Below are 15,414 nucleotides of genomic sequence, written 5' to 3' on the forward strand. Positions count from 1 at the left end.
CGTCACCGATGCAGCGCTCTCCGGGTGTACCGTCCAACTTTGCAGGGCCAGCGGTTCCGCACCGCAATCCAGTCCTCTGTCCGGAGGTGCCGCAGACATGGCGAAGAAGCCGGACACCATCGGCGCCAGGATTCGGTACTGGCGGCTGCGTCGAGGTGGCATGACCCAGGCCGTCCTTGCCGGGCTTGCTGGCGTCACCCAGTCGTACGTATCGCAGGTCGAGTCGGGTCGGAAGACCGTCGACCGCCGCTCCACTCTGGTTGCTCTCGCCGCCGCACTCCAGGTCACGGTGGCCGACCTGCTCGGCCAGGGCACCGAGCCCGGATACCCCGCCCGCGAGGCCGCCGCCGAGTGCGTGCCGGCGATCTGCTCGGCCCTGATCGAGATCGAGGACGGCGAGCGCCGCCAGCCGACCTACACAACGGAACGCCTGGCAGCCGAGATCGCCCGAGCCGATCAGCTCCGCAACTCGTGCAACTACCCGGCCATGGCCCGCATGCTCCCGGGCCTGCTGGCCCCAGGTACCCAAGATGGCATCGATCCAGGCCTCGTGAACCCCGTTGTGGTGATAGCAGCTCGCGAAGTAGACAGCGAATGCGATGTCGCCCTCGTAGATGTTGGCCCAGGTCCGGTCCGCCGCGTGTCGCAGCAGTGGCACACGAACTCGCGTATCTGGCGACTGCTCTCATCGATCACGAGATTCACGGCGCGAACAGTAATGGCGACGAGCGTCCCAGACGATCCCTCGGGCGGTGGCTCTCAGCGTATCGGCCGGCAGGGCTTGTCCGCAGCCGGGCTGTCTCCGAACAGCCCACACAGACAATGCTTCTGTTTGTCATTACTGGATGGTCTGAGTCGTGTCGCGATGCCGCTAAGGTTTAACGGATGAGCGACTACCTCCAAGTGTCAACGGCCACCGAGACACGCGAGGTCGGCGTCCGGCTCGCGACGGGGGCAGTCGCCGCCCGGCTCGCCGCGAGCGGACAGGTGATCGGTCCCGTCACCAGCGTGTTCTGGCACCACGGCGCACAGGGCTCGGGCGAGGAGTGGCAGGTGCTGCTCTACACCACAGCAGAGCGATATCCGCAGTTGGAGCGATTCGTCCTGGACGAGCATCCGTGGACCAACCCGCAGGTCAGTGCGGTTCCGATCGTGCAGGGTTCGACGGAGTACCTGGCGTGGTTGAGTCGTTCCGTCGAGGGCGCGGAGGCATAGCCGCAACGAGGGCCCGAAGATCGGCGACGCACGGCAGCCCTGCGTGCGGCTCCACGCGACGTAGGAATGCGTCAATTCGCTGCTGTGGCCGGACGGAACCGACGCCGGAGGCAAGGCGGACGGCGCTTGCCGCAGCCTGGCACGCCTGCTCGACCTCGTTCGCGTCCAGGTAGGCGTCAGCAAGCCAGGACAGGTAGAGCGCCTTGTCGCGGGCCTGCGTGTCACAGAAGGTCGCCAAGGCGCGCTCCAACACCGGAATTGCGCGAAGCGGCCGGTGGAGCACGGTCTGGCAGCGGCCGGTCATGATCGCGCCTTCTGTGTCGTCCACCCAGTACACCCAGTCCGGCTCGGGCCGGTCGTCGCGCTCGGCAAGAAGGGTCGTACCGGTTCCGAGATGCCGGTCGGCGGCCGGCGCATCGCCAGCGACAGCGGATGCCCAGGCAGCCCGCAGGTGCAGCAACGTCCGCACCCGTGGTGTCGCCGTGGTGCCGGCGGTCTCGCAGGCCGCGCTGGCCACGTCCGCACCCCGACGCCCGGTGGCGAGTTGCTGGTACGCAAGGAATGCCATCGCGTTTGCCATCAGCGCGTTGTCGTCGGCCTCCCGTGCGGCGGCAAGGCTGATCCGGAAATTGCCATCCGCGTCGGGATGGTCACCCGCGTCGAACGCCGCCCAACCGGCCAACTGCGCTTGCTCGGCGAGGACCGCCAGCAGTCGCCGACCCGTGCGCTCTGCGTACACGCCGTTTTGGATCAGTCGCGTTGTCGTCTCCACCTCGGCCGCGTACATCTGACGGGTGTCAGCGCCACCGAGATAGTTGTCGAGCCGGCGTAATCTCGCCGTTCGCTCGGCCAACTGCCCAGGCGTGCCACTCCCGACATGTCGACCGTGGGCGAGCAGGGTTTGTGGGAGTGCGGCAGTAACGCCGGCGGCGGCGACGAAAACACGACGGCGGATGCCCTGACGCGTTGCGGCCAGTGCGGACAGCTCACCACCGGCGTGAAGAGCGTCGTCGACGTGTCGGGCGACATGAGCGGTGGGTGGCTTCGCGCCGGTCTCCAGCTCGTGCAGGTAGGACTTGCCGTAGTAGGTCTGCTTCGCAAGCTCACGCAGTGACAGACCACGCTGGCCGCGAAGCTGGCGCATGCGCTCCGAGAACGACACTTCAGTCATCGCGATCACCCCAGGTCGGCTGGTGGCAGCTCTCCAACCCCTGCGGGTCAAGGATTGCCATCCGTCACGCTAACGCTGCCGACTGTCGCCGTCACGTCTGAACTATCGGCATTGTCGTCCGCGGACGGGCGGAAGCACCCGTATACCTGAGTCGTTACTTGGCGTCGTATTGATCGGACGTGAGCGCGTAGTCGACCGAAGCGGGCGGCTTGGCTTCTGAGCTGCCGACAGTCGCGCGAACGATCGCGCGCTGGAACTGCTGACGGCTGGCGTCGCGGGCGTCAGTGAGGAAGCCAGCGGCGCGGAGTGGCACGGCCGCAACCTGATGCACCTCGCCGTCGCGCAGGCGCAGGCCGGGGACGTGGCGGCGGCGCGCGAAACCCTCGCGGCAGCAGACGCCATCGCCCTTGCCGCAGCCTACCGAGAACTCGCCCGTGAAGTGGCCGAGACGGGTCACCACCTTCGCCTGTCCGCTACGCCGTAACGGACGCGTTTCGCCTGGTACGGCACTGAATGCCGCATCGACGATGACGGTGGGTGACGGCGTTGGATAGCTGATGCCGTACCCACTGGTCAGGGAGGTGGGCATGCCAGGCGACGAACCGACGAGCAAGGGTGAACAGGCTGAAGCTGCCGAGCGGGAGGCGGCCAAGCAGCGCATTCTCGCGCAGGCCGAGGCGGAGCGCGTACCCGTGGAGGACACGACCCGCGCGGTCCCGGACCGGCGGTGGCGGCGTGACAGGGGATGACGTCCCGATCGGGCGACGGGTGGCGAGCTGGCGGGTACGGCGGCAGATGACCCAGCAGGTGTTGGCCGACCGGCTGCGCAGGTCGAAGAGCTGGGTCGACAAGATCGAGCGGGGTGTCCGCCCCCTGGACCGGTACTCGGTCATTCAGGAGGTGGCCCACGTCCTGCGCGTCGAACCGGAGGCGCTGCTCGGCCAGCCGCCCAGCACTCCGGCGGGCACGCCGGACGGGGTGGACGACATCCGGGCCGCGCTCGCCCGCTACGACACCCCGGAAGCCACCCAGCAGACGCCGGAAGAGGCAAGAGGGCAGGTCGGGCACGCCTGGTTGACCTATCAGCATGCGCACTACGGGGAGTTGCTGCGGGTGCTGCCGGGTCTGCTCGACGCCGCCCAGGGCGCGCGGTCGGCGGAGCTGCTGGTGTCGGCGTACCGGATCACCTCGTCGCTGCTGGTCAAACTCGGCGAGGCCGATCTTGCCTGGTTGGCCGCCGACCGGGCGATGGGCGTCGCCGGTGACGACCCGGTCCTCGCGGCGACGGCGGCCGTGTCGGTCGGGCAGGCGCTGCGCGCGTCGCGCCGTGACCGCCTGGCCCTGGCCGCGACGCTCGCCGCCGCGAACCACGTCCGGCCGCGGCGGTCGGCGGGGGAGTGGGCCGTGGGCGGGACGCTGCTGCTCCAGGCCGCCCTCGCCGCCGCCGGCTGCGGCGAGCACCGGCACGCCGCCGCGCTGACCGACCGGGCCGCGGGCGTCGCCGCAAACCTTCGGGGGTACGACGATCAGCATCGCACCAGCTTCGGCCCGGTCGCCGTCGAGCTGGTACGGGTGCTGCTGGCGAACGCGCGGGACAACTCGGTGGAGGCGCTACGACGGCACTCGATCGTGGTGCGGCGGGAGGGCTGGCGGTGGTTGCCGGCCGAGTATCGGGGCGCTTACCTGCTCGACGCGGCGCGGGTGTACGTGCACGCCGGGGACCTGCGCGGGGCGGCGCGCGCTCTGGTCGACGCGGACAGTGTCGCGCCGGCCGAGGTTCGGGGGCGGCCTCTGGCGCGTACCCTCATCGCCGATTGTGCGCGGGCGCGGCCGGCGCCGGCCGGCGTGGCGCGACTGGCGACGCTGGTCGGCCTCACCCGCTGAACGCCCCACCGAGCTGTTCGGACTGGTCGGCGGGTTTGTCGCACCAGGGCGGGCCTCTATGTACTCCGATGAGGTTGATGACTCAGCGGTATTTTGATGCCTCAGAGTCATCAGCCTCAATCGGGAGTTGCCTCGGGCGCTGCGCCACGCCGGCGATCAGCCAGCCGGTGGACTGGGGATCGTGCCCACCCCGCAACCCCTTGCGTGGCGCGGATAGCCTCTCGGCCATGGCTGAGTACCGCAATCCCACTGGTGTCTCGGCGCTGCGGGCCGCACTGACGGCAATCATGTGCGGAATCCTGGTGACCGGTCTCGGCGTCACCATCGTTTGGGATCATCGAGGGTGGCCGGGGGAGGTCTACACCAGCGCCACGGTGATCAGCTCATCTGAGACGCCACCACGCGCGAGTCGCCATGGGACGTACTACGAATTTCAGTACGCCGTCCCCGATGGACGGCAGGTGCTCCGCTGGGAGTTGGTCACCCGCAGCGGTTCCCCCAACCGCGACGGTGACTCCGTCACGGTCCTCTACTCGCCGGATGCCCCGGAGCGGGGCCGGCTGTGGGTGTCCCGAGACGGGGCGGAGTATCTGGTCGCGCTCGGCGGGATAGCGCTCGTGTTCGTCGGGCTCTGGGGCGTCACCCATGAGCTTCGCAACCGGCGTCGGCGACGGCATGCGGCAGCCCCCGCGTAGTTGACGCGACGCCTGCCGGCGCTACGACGGCACTCGAGCGTGGTTAGGTGCTCTGGTCGCTGCCGATCTGCGCGAGAGAGCTGCGAACGACACCAGCATGGGGATCTGCCAGGGGATCGAGGATCTGTAGTGCCTGCTGCCAACAGCGTTGCGCGTCTTCGTGCTGGCCTGCGGCGTGATGGGTGTCGCCAAGCGCTGCCAGCGTGAGTCCTTCGCAGCGTCGGTCGTCGAACCTGCGGAACAGATCCAGGGCGTGCGTGTGCCGTTCCAGGGCCTCGTCGAGTCGGCCGAGCTGCTGATACGCCAGGCCGAGGGGGTAGGAGGCCCATGCGACGCTCCAGTCATCGTTGATGCTGCCGAGGATGGCGACTGCTTCCTGGTAATGGGCGATGGCCGTGTCGAAGTGTCCTCGTGCGCGGTGCCCGTTGCCGAGGCTGAGCAACGACATGCCCTCACCTCGGGTGACGTCGTGGCGGCGGAAGACCTCTCGCGCTTGCCGGTAGAGTTCCATGGCTTCGTCGGTCTGCCCAAGCTCCTCGTGGATAAGGCCCAGGCCGCGAAGGCAAAATCCTTCCACCCAGTGGTCGCCGACCTCACGGCTCGCGGCGACGCCTTGGTGATAGCAGTCGAGCGCGGTGGCGCGCTCCCCTGTGCGCCAGTAGGCGTCGCCGAGGCAGCGGAGGTTGGCGGCTTCGCCGAGACGCGATCCGGCCGAGCGTGCCGCACGCAGGCCGATGAGGTGGATATCGCGCCAGTCGGCCCAGTACGACCTCAGTTCGAAGAAACCGTCGCTGACCACCGGCAGTTGCCAGGCGATGTCGAGTTCTCCCAGATCGTCGGCCTGCCGGACGGTGTCCAGAAGGTTCAGCCGCTCACGTTCGAACCATGCCATCGCCTCGGCCACCGTGCGTGGAGCGGCGAGGGCGACGCCTGGTTCGGCTGGGGCCAAGTCCACGGCATGCGAGTACGGCAGAATGACCTTGCGGCCCTCTTCGGCCATCAAGAGATACCAGGAGTAGACACGGCGGCGTGATTGGCGCTGCTGCTCGGGCGTCTCCTCGGCCTGTGCTCGTTCGAGCGCGTAGGCGCGGAGAAGATCGTGGAACAGGTATCGGTCGCGGGCGGGGTTCTGCACCAGGTGCGCTGCCGTGAGCTGGTCGAGCAGACTGCGGGCTCGGGGCAGACTCACGCCAGCGAGGGCCGCCGCTGCCGCCGCCGAGATGTCGGAGCCGGCGTGAAGGCCGAGTAGTCGAAAGAACCGTGCCGTGTCGGTGGGCAGCGTCTGGTAGGACCACGAGAACACCGCCCGTACGTCGGAAAGCTCGTCATCGTCGACCGCGAGGGCGTCAAGTTGATGCTCGGCCAGGGCGAGATTTGCCACGAACTCCGCGAGGGTGACATGGGGAGAGTTGGCGATGCGCTCCCCGATGATCCGCAGAGCGAGGGGGAGGTAGGCGCAGCGGCGAGCAAGTTCAGCGGCGGCCTGCGGCTCCGCGCCGACGCGGTCCCCGCCGATGCTGTCGCTGAGCAGCGCGATTGCCTCGTCAGAAGACAGAACGTCCAAAGTCATCCGTGACGCTCCTTCCCGTGCCACGAGGCCGGAAAGTCGGCTGCGGCTGGTGACGATCGCCATGCAGGTCGGTGTGGCCGGGAGTAGCGGCCGGACTTGACCGACGGTGGACACATTGTCCACCACGATCAGGACGCGCTTGCCGCTCAGGACGGACCTGAACAGGGCAGCACGTCCGTCAGTGTCCGTGGGGATTTGCTCCGCCGGTACGTGCAGAGCGCGGAGCAACGTGTCCAATGCCTGGCCGACATCGAGGGCTGGACCAGGGCCGTAGCCGCGCATGTCGACGTAGAGATCGCCGTCGGTGAACCAGCTGCGTGCTCGGTGAGCCCAATGGACGGCCAGCGCTGTCTTGCCAACGCCGGGGGCGCCCGCGATGGCAGCCACGATCATCGGGAGGCCCGCAACCGAGTGGTTTTCATCGCTCGGCAATGCCGCGTCCAGGCGGGTGAGGGTCTGCTCGCGGTTGACGAAGCCGGTCGCGTTGCGGGGAAGTTGACGCGGCGGCTGGAGGCCCGCACGCTGCCACCCCGTCGGCGAGCGATCAGTCATGGGACCTTGATCTGTCGCTGGTCTGTGACCTTCCTATAGGGGACCGATGCCGCGACGGCCGCATCACGCCACAGATTGGCCTGCACGATCTGATCTGCCTCGCTGACCAACTCGCCGGAGACGAAGCGCCCCTCCTCGTCGTAGTACATGGCCACCAGCCGCGTTGAGTCGAACAACCAGTAGTCGTAGTGCGGTAACGCGGCCGGCCAGTCGTCGTCGGAGACCACGATGAGGCGGACGTCCTCGCCTGCCTCGACGGTGTGCTCGTAGGCCCAGCCGCACTCGAACCGCACGTAATCCGACAGCGGCTCGGTGATGACATGGACCCGGTGCATGCGCTTGCCCGCCGACACCGCCGCCCGCACGGTGTCGCACCAAGCCGCGATCCCCGGAAACTCGCCGCGGGTCTCACCCGCCAGGAACCGCGCGAACTCGTCCTGCTCGTACGACACGTCGTATTGCTGAAGCGTCTCCAGCCGGTAGGCCGTGTATCGGAAGTCGCGGAACAGCTGGTTGAACTCGTCGTCATCGAGGGACGTGAACGACCGGGTCAACGCTCGATCACCGCTGCTCGGACTGGCGGTAGCGCTCAATGGCACCGAGCAGAACCTGGGCGGGAATCCGCACCGCGCCTTCACCAGGAAGAACGTTCTCCAGCTGGCCGACGGTGTCCTCGTCGATGAGGTTCCCCTGAACGACAAGCTCCCCGCTCTCTCCGAGGTAGACGGTAGGGCACCCGTTCCCACCCGAGCCGGGATCCTTGTAGAGCTTGGTCAGCTTCATGGTGACCTCCATCAGAGAAGCGGACGGCTGACAAGTGCTGTCGGTCAGGAGAGTAGTGCGCAGCGTAGTTGCCCAACAAGCCGATACCGTGCGTCTGGCCCGTTGATGCGTACTCTCATCGCCGATGTCGCCCGGCGCCGGCCGGCGTGGCGCGACTGGCGATGCTTGTCGGCCTCATCACGTGAACGGGGTCAGCAGAAGGTCGGTGAGGCGCCGCTGGGCGTCCTCGTCGCCGGTGAGGCGCAACGCGCCCGACTCCACTGCCGCCGAGAGGGTGATCTCAAAGCCGCAGACGGCCCGGAGGGTGTCGATGTCGGTGGTGAGCGTCGCGTCGGGGTCGGGCGCCGTGCCGCGACGGATCTGCACCGCGTCCTCGGCGACCTCGGCGAGGATCGTGTCGGCGTCGATGTGGAACGCGTAGGTGCCGGCGAGTTCCGGGGCTCGCGCCGGATCGAAGGACGCCTTGACGCTGAGTAGCAGGGAGTCGACGCCCAGAGCGCCCTCGGGCATCTGCGGTGACTGGCTTCCCCAGCGCCCGAACTGCAGGAGGATGGGCTCCAGGGCGCGGCCCCACTCGGTGAGTTCGTAGAGGTGGACCCGCGTCGGCGGCCCGAGGTCCCGCCGTTGCACGACGCCCTGCTCGGTCAGTTGGCGCAGCCGCTGGCTCAGCACGTTGGGGCTCACGCCGGGCAGGCCGCCGAGCAGGTCGTTGAAACGCCGGGGGCCGAGCAGGAGGTCGCGGACCACCAGCAGCGCCCACCGCTCCCCGATGACGTCCAGTCCACGCGCGACACCGCACGGATCCCCATAGCTACGCACGCCGCTCATGACCGTCAGCCTACCTCGATCCTAATTTAGGAGTTGCACTTGTTCTGTAGGAGTTGACCCTCTACGTTGACTCTCATGAGCCTGCCCAACGCCGAGGCGGCAAACCTGCCGCAAGGTGATCTGAAGCTGCTGGACACCGCCCTGGCGCAACGCCTGCTCGGCGCGCCCGTGGCACGCCTCGCCTACACCAGCCGGGACCTGACGCCCCGGCTGATCCCGGTGAACTTTCTCTGGACCGGTGACGAGCTGGTCGTCGGCGCGTTCGCCGGCACCTACAAGATCCGTGACCTGCGCGCCAGGCCGGACGTGGCCGTCTGTATCGACACGGCGGACGGGCTTCCGGAGGTGCTCATGCTGCGCGGGCAGGTCACCCTGACGGAGGTCGACGGCGTCCTACCCGAGTACGCCACCATCCAGCGCGCCGGGATGGGCGACGAGGCGGGTGCCGCCTACCTGGAGGCGATCGACAAGCCGGGCCTGCGGATGGTCCGGATCGGCCTGCGCCCCACCTGGGTCGGACTCGTCGATTTCCAGCAGCGGTTCCCGAGCCGGACACCCGAACCCGTCCGAGCCGCGCTCAGCGGCGGTCACTGAGCCCGAACCAGCACAAAGGACGAGGGTATGCGCAAGATAGTCGTGTCGATGTGGACCACGCTGGACGGGTTCGTCGCCGGTCCGGACGACGAGATGGACTGGCTGCTGTTCGGCGAGCAACTTCAGCGGTACGAGCGGAGCCTGGTGGACAACGCCGGCAGCCTGCTGCTGGGCCGGGTCACCCACGCCGACTTCGCCAGCTACTGGCCGCTGGCCGCCCAGAACCCCGACGAACCGGACGAGGTCCGAGGATATGCCCAGCGCGTCGACGCGCTGGAGAAGATCGTCGTCTCCGCCTCCGGCAACACCGCGACCTGGCACAACACCCGGAGACTGGCCCGTATCGACCCCGACGAGATCGCCGAGCTCAAGCGCGGGTCCGGCGGGGACATCGTGGTCTACGGCAGCCTCAGCGTGATCCGGTCCCTTGCCGATCTCCGGCTGATCGACGAGATCCATCTCCTCGTGCACCCCGTCTTCCTCCGCCAGGGCAAGGCGCTGTTCGACAGCGGTCAGCCGCCCGTACGACTGGAGCTGGTGTCCGCCGAACCCTTCGCCTCCGGGGTCGTCCTGATGACGTACCGACCGGCGGGTGCCGTCGCCACTTCTTGATCGCCCCGGTTGCGACGGGCGGCAGGTCGCGGGATCACCGATGTTGCGGTATCCCCGACCGTGCATGCCGCAACATCGGGGAAGTCGCGCGAATCTTGGGGTCGGCGAGGTGCCCGCGCACGTGGTCTCCTGTATGGACGGGCCGTGAGGCTGTCGACACCGCCGGAGGTGCGCGCAGTGGGCAGATGGTTCAACCGCAGCCGTAAGCGTGACGACGAGCCACCGCGTGGACCGGAGCCGACCGGCCCGGTCATCGAGATCACCGTCAGCGGCGGCGGTCGTCCACCGGCGACGCAGACCATCGGTGGTCCGACGGCCTTCGGGTTGCAGTACCACGCCTTCCACGAGCAGTACGGCGGGGCCGACCCGCGGACGTTGGACGCGGGACACCGCTACGCGCAGGAGTTGATGCGTACCAGGGACGTCGACAACGCCGTGACCGTGTACCAGGAGGTCGTCGGGTTGCGCAGCTCGGCGCAGGGGGCGGAGCATCCCGACACCCTGCGCACCAAGCACAGCCTGGCCTTCGCGTTGTGGCAGCGCGGTTCGCACGCCGAGGCGGAACTGGTGCAACGGGACGTCTACGAGGCACGCCGCCGGGTGCTGGGCGACGACGACGCCGAGACGTTGCGCAGCGGCAACAACCTCGGCTGGTTGCTGATCGAGTTGCGTCGGATGGACGAGGCCGAGCCGCTGCTGCGGCGGGTCGCCGACGGTATGGCGCGGACGCTGGGCCGGGACGACGCGGACACCCTGGCCTGCCAGATGAAACTGGCCGGCCTTCAACACCTGCGGGGCGACAGCCAGCCCGCCGAGCGGGCCCTGCGGGACGTGGTCCGACGGATGACCAGGACGTTGGGGCCCACCAGCCCGGTGACGCTGCAGGCGCGCAGCAACCTGCTTGTCGTCCTGCTCGACTCCGGCCGGGCGGCCGAGGCGGTCGACCCGGCCCAGGCGCTCGCCGACGACGCGGGGCGCGCGCTCAACAACACCGACGGTGTCTCGCTGCACGCCCGGCACTCCCTCGCCAGGGCGCTCGCCGGGGCGGGGCGGCCGGCTGAGGCGATCCGGTTGCTGGCCGACACGCTGCCGGACAGTGAGCGGGGCCGGGGCGTCGATCATCCCGGAACCCTGGAGATGCGGATGCTCTTCGCCCAACTGCTCATCGAGGCGGGTGACCGGCGGGCCGGCAGCGCGGCGCGGGCCGCGCTGGCCGGGTGCGAACGCGTACACGGCCCGACCCATCCCGACACGGAAAGGGCCCGCGCGCTGGTCCGGCGTACCCGCTGATCCCGCCGGAGGGTCAGCCGCCGGTGTGGATGTGCGCCGCCCACAGCGTCGGCGCGAGCGGATAGCGGTCCCGCAGCCCGCGTACGGCCGAGTGCAGCGCGTATGCGGCCGATGAGGTCGCGTCGCCGTGCGCGTAGAAGGCGGTGGTCAGGGCGAGGGAGATCGCGTCGTCGACCTCCCACAGGGTGCCGATGACGTGCCGGAACCCGGCGAGTTGGAAGGCGCCGGTGATGTGCAGCGCCTCGTCGACAAGGGTCGGCGGGGCCTGGGCGGTCGCGCAGGCCGACAGGAAGGCGAACTCCGCCTCCAGGTCGAGCCGGGACACGTCGGCCACGGTGAGCGGGCTGTCCTGGTGGTCGTGCACGAGCAGCCGGCCCTGCGCCGGGTCGTGCGGATCGGCCACGGCGTGGCACGCGAAGTGCGCGTACGCGGAGTCGGCCAGCCGGTCCAGGATCTCCTCCCGGGTGGCCCGCGCGTCCATCCCGAGCCACGCCCCGGGTAGCGCCCGCGCCGCCGACGCGGCCTCGCGTTCGGCGCTGGGCAGCGCGCCCAGACCGCCGGGGGTGGCGCGCATCGCCACGACGCAGGACCGGGCGTCGCGGCGGGACTGCCGCTGCGCGGTGCGTCGCCGGGCGAGCGCGGTCACCGTCGGGGTGTAGGAAGAGACCACCCGGTCGAGGGCGGACCGGCCGGCTTCGGCCTGCGCGGCGTGCAGGGGAAAGAACGCCAGCGGGCCGACCGGGCACCACCAGACGCGCGGCAGCTCGCCGACCGCCCCGGGCGCGCCGATCGCGTCCAGCACCGGCTCGACCAGGGCAGACCACAACCAATTGAGTACGCCGCCGAGCACCGACTGGGCGCGCAGACGGCTCCGCGCGTCCACCGACGGATCGGACGCCGTGGTGGTGGCCTGCTGGAGCAGCCGCAACTGCGTCACCGCGTCGCTCAGCGACAGATCCGGCAGCGGCAGCACCGTTACGCGGTGCTCCCGCAGGATGAGCGCGTCGCACCGCAACTCGCTCGCGATCGGCACGATCACGGTCCCGTCGACCTGGTCGAGCAGTTGCCGTGCGGTGGGCGGGCGCAGGAAGTCACCCAGGCCGGGCAGCTCCCGGATCGTCGTCAGCAGCACGTTCCACTCGGTCTCCCGGTCCCGACCGAAGGTGGTGGGCCGGGACGATTCGGGAGCCGGCGCTTCGAAGTCGCGGCGCATCCGCTGGAAGTCGGCCGCCAGACGCCCGTCGGCGCGTTGGAGCGCCGCCCACTCGCCGTCCGCGGTCAACCGTTGGTGCAGCAGCAGACCCCGCCCACGCTCCAACAGCTCCAAGGCCCGCTCCGGCTGCCCCGCGCCGATCGCGCAGGAGGCGGCGGTCGCCGCCAGCCCGGCCGTCGAACCGAGGTCGGCGTACTGGTCGTGCCGGGTACGCCCGCGCGACGCCAGCCGGGGCAGCAACGTGATGGCCTCGTCGAAGGCGTCCGCCGCCTCCCGCCACCGATCCAGCGCGGTCAGCGTGTAGGCCGCCTTGTCGAAGGCCTGAATCCGGACCGGCACGGCGCCGGACTCGATGCGGCCGGCGGCGAGCGCCCGCTCCGCGGCCTCGGTCAGCAGGGCGGGTTCGCCGGTACGCAGGTACGTCGCCCGCAACGCCTGGGCGATGGACAAGCCGGTCTCGACCCGCTGCGGATCGCGCGCGGGCAGGGCGTCCAGCGCCTCGCGCAGCAGGGCGAGCGACTCCTCCAGGTAGGCGGGCTCCCCGGTGGCGTCGTAGAGCAACCGCAGGCTGTAGCCCAACTGGTCCAGGTACGACGCGTGGTTGGCCTCGCCGCGTACGGACAGCGCGAGCGCTCGGCGCAGCAGGCCGATCGCCACTTCCAGGGCGGAGACGTCGCCCGTCAACTGGTGCGTCTTCATGCCGACGGTGGAGAGGCTGGCGAGCGCCGTCCGATGGTGCGGATGCCGCTCTCCGACGGTGTTCACCACGGCGGCGAACTCCTCCCAGGCCTGGCCCAGCAACTCGGCGCGGCCGGTGCGGTCGACCAGGGTGAGCAATGTCTGCCCCAGCAGGAAACGCGGATCGTTGCCCTGCGGGGTGTGCTCCCGCAGCACCGCGACGGCCCGTTCGACGTCGGCGGTGTGGGTGGTCCCGGACGCCCGGGCCAGCAGGCACCGGGCGCGCAGCACGACGATCTGGTCCTGGTGGGGCCCGACGGCGTCCACCGAGGACAGCAGCTCCAACGCCTCGTCGACGTAGTCCTCCACCCCGGTGAGCTGGTAGGCGCGCACCAGCGCCTCCGCGTGGATGCCCCGCAACGCGGGCAGGTGCTCCGCGCTGATCCAGTTCTCGGCCATGTTGGCGATGGAAGTGAGCCGGTAGAGCGTGTCGACCGAGCCGTCGAAGTCGTGCCGGACCCGATAGACCTGGCACTTCTTGAGCATCAGCACCGCGCTGTTGCCGAGGTCGGCCGAGGCGTCCTCGGCGAACTGCAGATACTGCTCGGCGATGTCCAGGAGTTGCGGCGCACTCTCGATCCGGGCCCTGGCCAGCAGCACATCGGTGTACGTGGTCAGCGCGCGGACACCGTGCGTCGTACCCAACTCCTCGGCCAGGAAGGAGTCGGCCATCGTGCGGATCGCGGCCTCCAGCACGACGGTGGCCTCGATCAGGCCCTCCCGTGCGCGGTCCGCCTCGTACCGGTCGAGCAGCGCGGCCCCCAGCTCCACCTGGGCCTCGGTCCAACGCCGTTCGCCGCGCCGCTGCCCGGCCGCCACCCGACGCCAGTGGTCGACGGTGTCCCTCGCGTAGCGACTCACCGGCACACCTTCCCCTCGCGGTCGCTCCCCAGCCTGCCAGCCGGACGCCACATCGACAGGGGATAATCAGCCGATGAGTCAATCGGTTCCGGACAGGCGACTCGACGACGACCGGGCGACCCGGCTGGCCCGGATCTGCGCGGACATCGCGCAGGTGGGCGACCTGCTCGGCCCGGAGCCGACCCGCGCGCTGACGCGGCTGCGTGACCGCTCGCTGTCCGACCAGGGCGTGGACGCGGTGCTGGCCGAGGTGACCGAGTTGATGCGCCTCGCCGGGCTGGTCGGTGGCGACACGACCGTCCGGGGAGACCGCTACCTGCCGCTGGCCGGCATCCGCGGCCGCCGCCCGGAGGTGGTCCAGGTGTGCCCCGCCGACCTGTGCGACCGGGTCGAGATACCTCGGCCGGACGGCGGCCCGCCACCGCGCTGCGCCGTGTGGGACTGCCCGCTGCCGGCGTTCCGGATGGACCGGTGAACGCGCTCATCGCCTCGCTCGGCGGCAAGCTGGCGGAGCGGTGGCTCGCCGCACTGGCGCTGCCCGGTGTGGTGTTCGTGGCGATGGCCGCCGTGGCGCTGCGGCTCGGCCACGCCCACTGGTGGGACCTGGCGCTGCTGCGGCGGGAGGTGGACCGGCTCGCCCTCGGGTCACCCACGCGCAGCACCGGATCCGCGCTGCTGATCGTGCTCGGTGTCGTGCTGGGCGGTGTCGTCGCCGCGATGGCCGCCCAGAGTCTGGAACGCCTGGTCGTGGCCCTGTGGACGCAGGACTGGGGTCGGGTCGGCGATGCCGTGACCCGCCGGCGGCGACGCCGGTGGAACGCCGCCATGGACCGGTACGAGAACGCCCTGCGGGACAAGGCACGCCGGTTGCGGTCGCCCGCCGACGCCGCCGGACCGCTGCCGGACACCCAGGCGCTCGCCCGCGCCTGCGACCGGATCGCGTTGACCGAGCCGGACCGGCCGACCTGGATCGGTGACCGGATGCAGGCCACGGCGGTACGGGTGCGGGCCGGCTACGGCCTGGACCTGGCCGCCGCGTGGCCCCGGCTGTGGTTGCTGCTGCCCGAGGAGACCCGGGGGCCGCTCGCCCTCGCGCAGGCCGACTTCGCCGCCGCCGCCCGACGGGTGGGCTGGGGGCTGCTGTACCTGGCGCTCGGCCTGCTGTGGTGGCCCGCGGCGGTCGTCGGCCTCGGTCTGTGCGTGGTGGGCTGGCGACGGGGCCGGGGTGCGGTGTCCGTGCTGGCCGACCTGGTGGAGGCGGTGGTCGACCTGCACGTACGCACCCTCGGCGCCGCGCTGGGCCACCCCACCGACGGCGCCTTCGGCACGGCCGACGGCGAGGCGGTGACCCTCCTGCTGCGCAAGGACCGGTGAATTCCGGGTCACGTGCAGTTCGCCGCGACGAACT

General features: G+C 70.1%; 17 protein-coding genes. 10 read left to right on the top strand and 7 right to left on the bottom strand.

Annotated features, from left to right (window positions below):
- Positions 1-97: 97 nt before the first annotated feature.
- Positions 98-889, top strand: a complete 792-nt coding sequence (locus tag AB0J36_RS23180) for a helix-turn-helix transcriptional regulator (protein WP_357395567.1) — start codon at positions 98-100, stop codon at positions 887-889.
- Positions 886-1,215, top strand: a complete 330-nt coding sequence (gene cutA, locus AB0J36_RS23185; RefSeq protein ID WP_357395564.1) for a divalent-cation tolerance protein CutA — start codon at positions 886-888, stop codon at positions 1,213-1,215. The genes AB0J36_RS23180 and cutA overlap by 4 nt, the downstream gene beginning before the upstream one ends.
- Here the strand turns inward: cutA and AB0J36_RS23190 are convergent.
- Complete coding sequence (locus AB0J36_RS23190; protein WP_357395561.1) at positions 1,136-2,386, bottom strand: helix-turn-helix transcriptional regulator; 1,251 nt, start codon at positions 2,384-2,386, stop codon at positions 1,136-1,138. The two genes, cutA and AB0J36_RS23190, sit on opposite strands and share 80 nt — an antisense overlap.
- Before the next feature lie 154 nt (positions 2,387-2,540).
- On the bottom strand, positions 2,541-2,975 hold the full coding sequence (locus AB0J36_RS23195) for a hypothetical protein (protein ID WP_357395558.1): 435 nt from the start codon (positions 2,973-2,975) through the stop codon (positions 2,541-2,543).
- On the opposite strand from AB0J36_RS23195, the gene AB0J36_RS23200 reads away from it, so the two are divergent.
- From AB0J36_RS23200 to AB0J36_RS23210, 3 genes are all read left to right on the top strand, one after another.
- The gene (locus tag AB0J36_RS23200; protein ID WP_357395555.1) at positions 2,974-3,135 is read left to right on the top strand and encodes a hypothetical protein; all 162 of its coding nucleotides are present in this window, start codon (positions 2,974-2,976) and stop codon (positions 3,133-3,135) included. The two genes, AB0J36_RS23195 and AB0J36_RS23200, sit on opposite strands and share 2 nt — an antisense overlap.
- Positions 3,122-4,270, top strand: coding sequence for a helix-turn-helix domain-containing protein (locus AB0J36_RS23205; protein WP_357395553.1), 1,149 nt, complete (start codon positions 3,122-3,124; stop codon positions 4,268-4,270). The genes AB0J36_RS23200 and AB0J36_RS23205 overlap by 14 nt, the downstream gene beginning before the upstream one ends.
- 227 nt (positions 4,271-4,497) lie before the next feature.
- Positions 4,498-4,965: a DUF3592 domain-containing protein gene (locus AB0J36_RS23210; RefSeq protein ID WP_357395551.1), complete on the top strand. Its 468-nt coding sequence runs from the start codon at positions 4,498-4,500 to the stop codon at positions 4,963-4,965.
- A 43-nt stretch (positions 4,966-5,008) separates the two neighbouring features.
- Here the strand turns inward: AB0J36_RS23210 and AB0J36_RS23215 are convergent, their stop codons facing one another.
- The 4 genes from AB0J36_RS23215 to AB0J36_RS23230 form a co-directional block, all read right to left on the bottom strand.
- Complete coding sequence (locus AB0J36_RS23215) at positions 5,009-7,087, bottom strand: tetratricopeptide repeat protein (protein ID WP_357395547.1); 2,079 nt, start codon at positions 7,085-7,087, stop codon at positions 5,009-5,011.
- Positions 7,084-7,641, bottom strand: a complete 558-nt coding sequence (locus AB0J36_RS23220; RefSeq protein WP_357121883.1) for a DUF6879 family protein — start codon at positions 7,639-7,641, stop codon at positions 7,084-7,086. The genes AB0J36_RS23215 and AB0J36_RS23220 overlap by 4 nt, the downstream gene beginning before the upstream one ends.
- 7 nt (positions 7,642-7,648) lie before the next feature.
- On the bottom strand, positions 7,649-7,870 hold the full coding sequence (locus AB0J36_RS23225) for a hypothetical protein (protein WP_357121886.1): 222 nt from the start codon (positions 7,868-7,870) through the stop codon (positions 7,649-7,651).
- Positions 7,871-8,047: 177 nt separating this feature from the next.
- Positions 8,048-8,698 carry a winged helix-turn-helix transcriptional regulator gene (locus AB0J36_RS23230; RefSeq protein WP_357395544.1) on the bottom strand — a complete coding sequence of 217 codons (651 nt, stop codon included), beginning with the start codon at positions 8,696-8,698 and terminating at the stop codon, positions 8,048-8,050.
- A gap of 75 nt (positions 8,699-8,773) precedes the next feature.
- Between AB0J36_RS23230 and AB0J36_RS23235 the strand changes: the two genes are divergently transcribed.
- The 3 genes from AB0J36_RS23235 to AB0J36_RS23245 all read left to right on the top strand — a co-directional run bounded on the left by AB0J36_RS23235 (position 8,774) and on the right by AB0J36_RS23245 (position 11,194).
- Complete coding sequence (locus tag AB0J36_RS23235) at positions 8,774-9,292, top strand: pyridoxamine 5'-phosphate oxidase family protein (protein ID WP_357395541.1); 519 nt, start codon at positions 8,774-8,776, stop codon at positions 9,290-9,292.
- 27 nt (positions 9,293-9,319) lie between these two features.
- Complete coding sequence (locus tag AB0J36_RS23240; protein WP_357395538.1) at positions 9,320-9,904, top strand: dihydrofolate reductase family protein; 585 nt, start codon at positions 9,320-9,322, stop codon at positions 9,902-9,904.
- A gap of 177 nt (positions 9,905-10,081) precedes the next feature.
- Positions 10,082-11,194, top strand: a complete 1,113-nt coding sequence (locus AB0J36_RS23245) for a tetratricopeptide repeat protein (protein ID WP_357395535.1) — start codon at positions 10,082-10,084, stop codon at positions 11,192-11,194.
- Between the two features lie 13 nt (positions 11,195-11,207).
- On the opposite strand, the gene AB0J36_RS23250 is transcribed toward AB0J36_RS23245, so the two are convergent.
- Positions 11,208-14,006, bottom strand: coding sequence for a CHAT domain-containing protein (locus AB0J36_RS23250; protein ID WP_357395532.1), 2,799 nt, complete (start codon positions 14,004-14,006; stop codon positions 11,208-11,210).
- 73 nt (positions 14,007-14,079) lie between these two features.
- On the opposite strand from AB0J36_RS23250, the gene AB0J36_RS23255 reads away from it, so the two are divergent.
- Positions 14,080-14,481, top strand: a complete 402-nt coding sequence (locus AB0J36_RS23255) for a hypothetical protein (protein ID WP_357121904.1) — start codon at positions 14,080-14,082, stop codon at positions 14,479-14,481.
- Positions 14,478-15,380 (top strand): hypothetical protein, encoded by a 903-nt coding sequence (locus AB0J36_RS23260; protein ID WP_357175585.1) that lies wholly within the window; start codon positions 14,478-14,480, stop codon positions 15,378-15,380. The genes AB0J36_RS23255 and AB0J36_RS23260 overlap by 4 nt, the downstream gene beginning before the upstream one ends.
- Positions 15,381-15,414: the final 34 nt, after the last annotated feature.

The sequence above is a fragment of the Micromonospora sp. NPDC049662 genome (assembly GCF_040675055.1).
In the GTDB taxonomy this organism is placed as follows: domain Bacteria; phylum Actinomycetota; class Actinomycetes; order Mycobacteriales; family Micromonosporaceae; genus Micromonospora.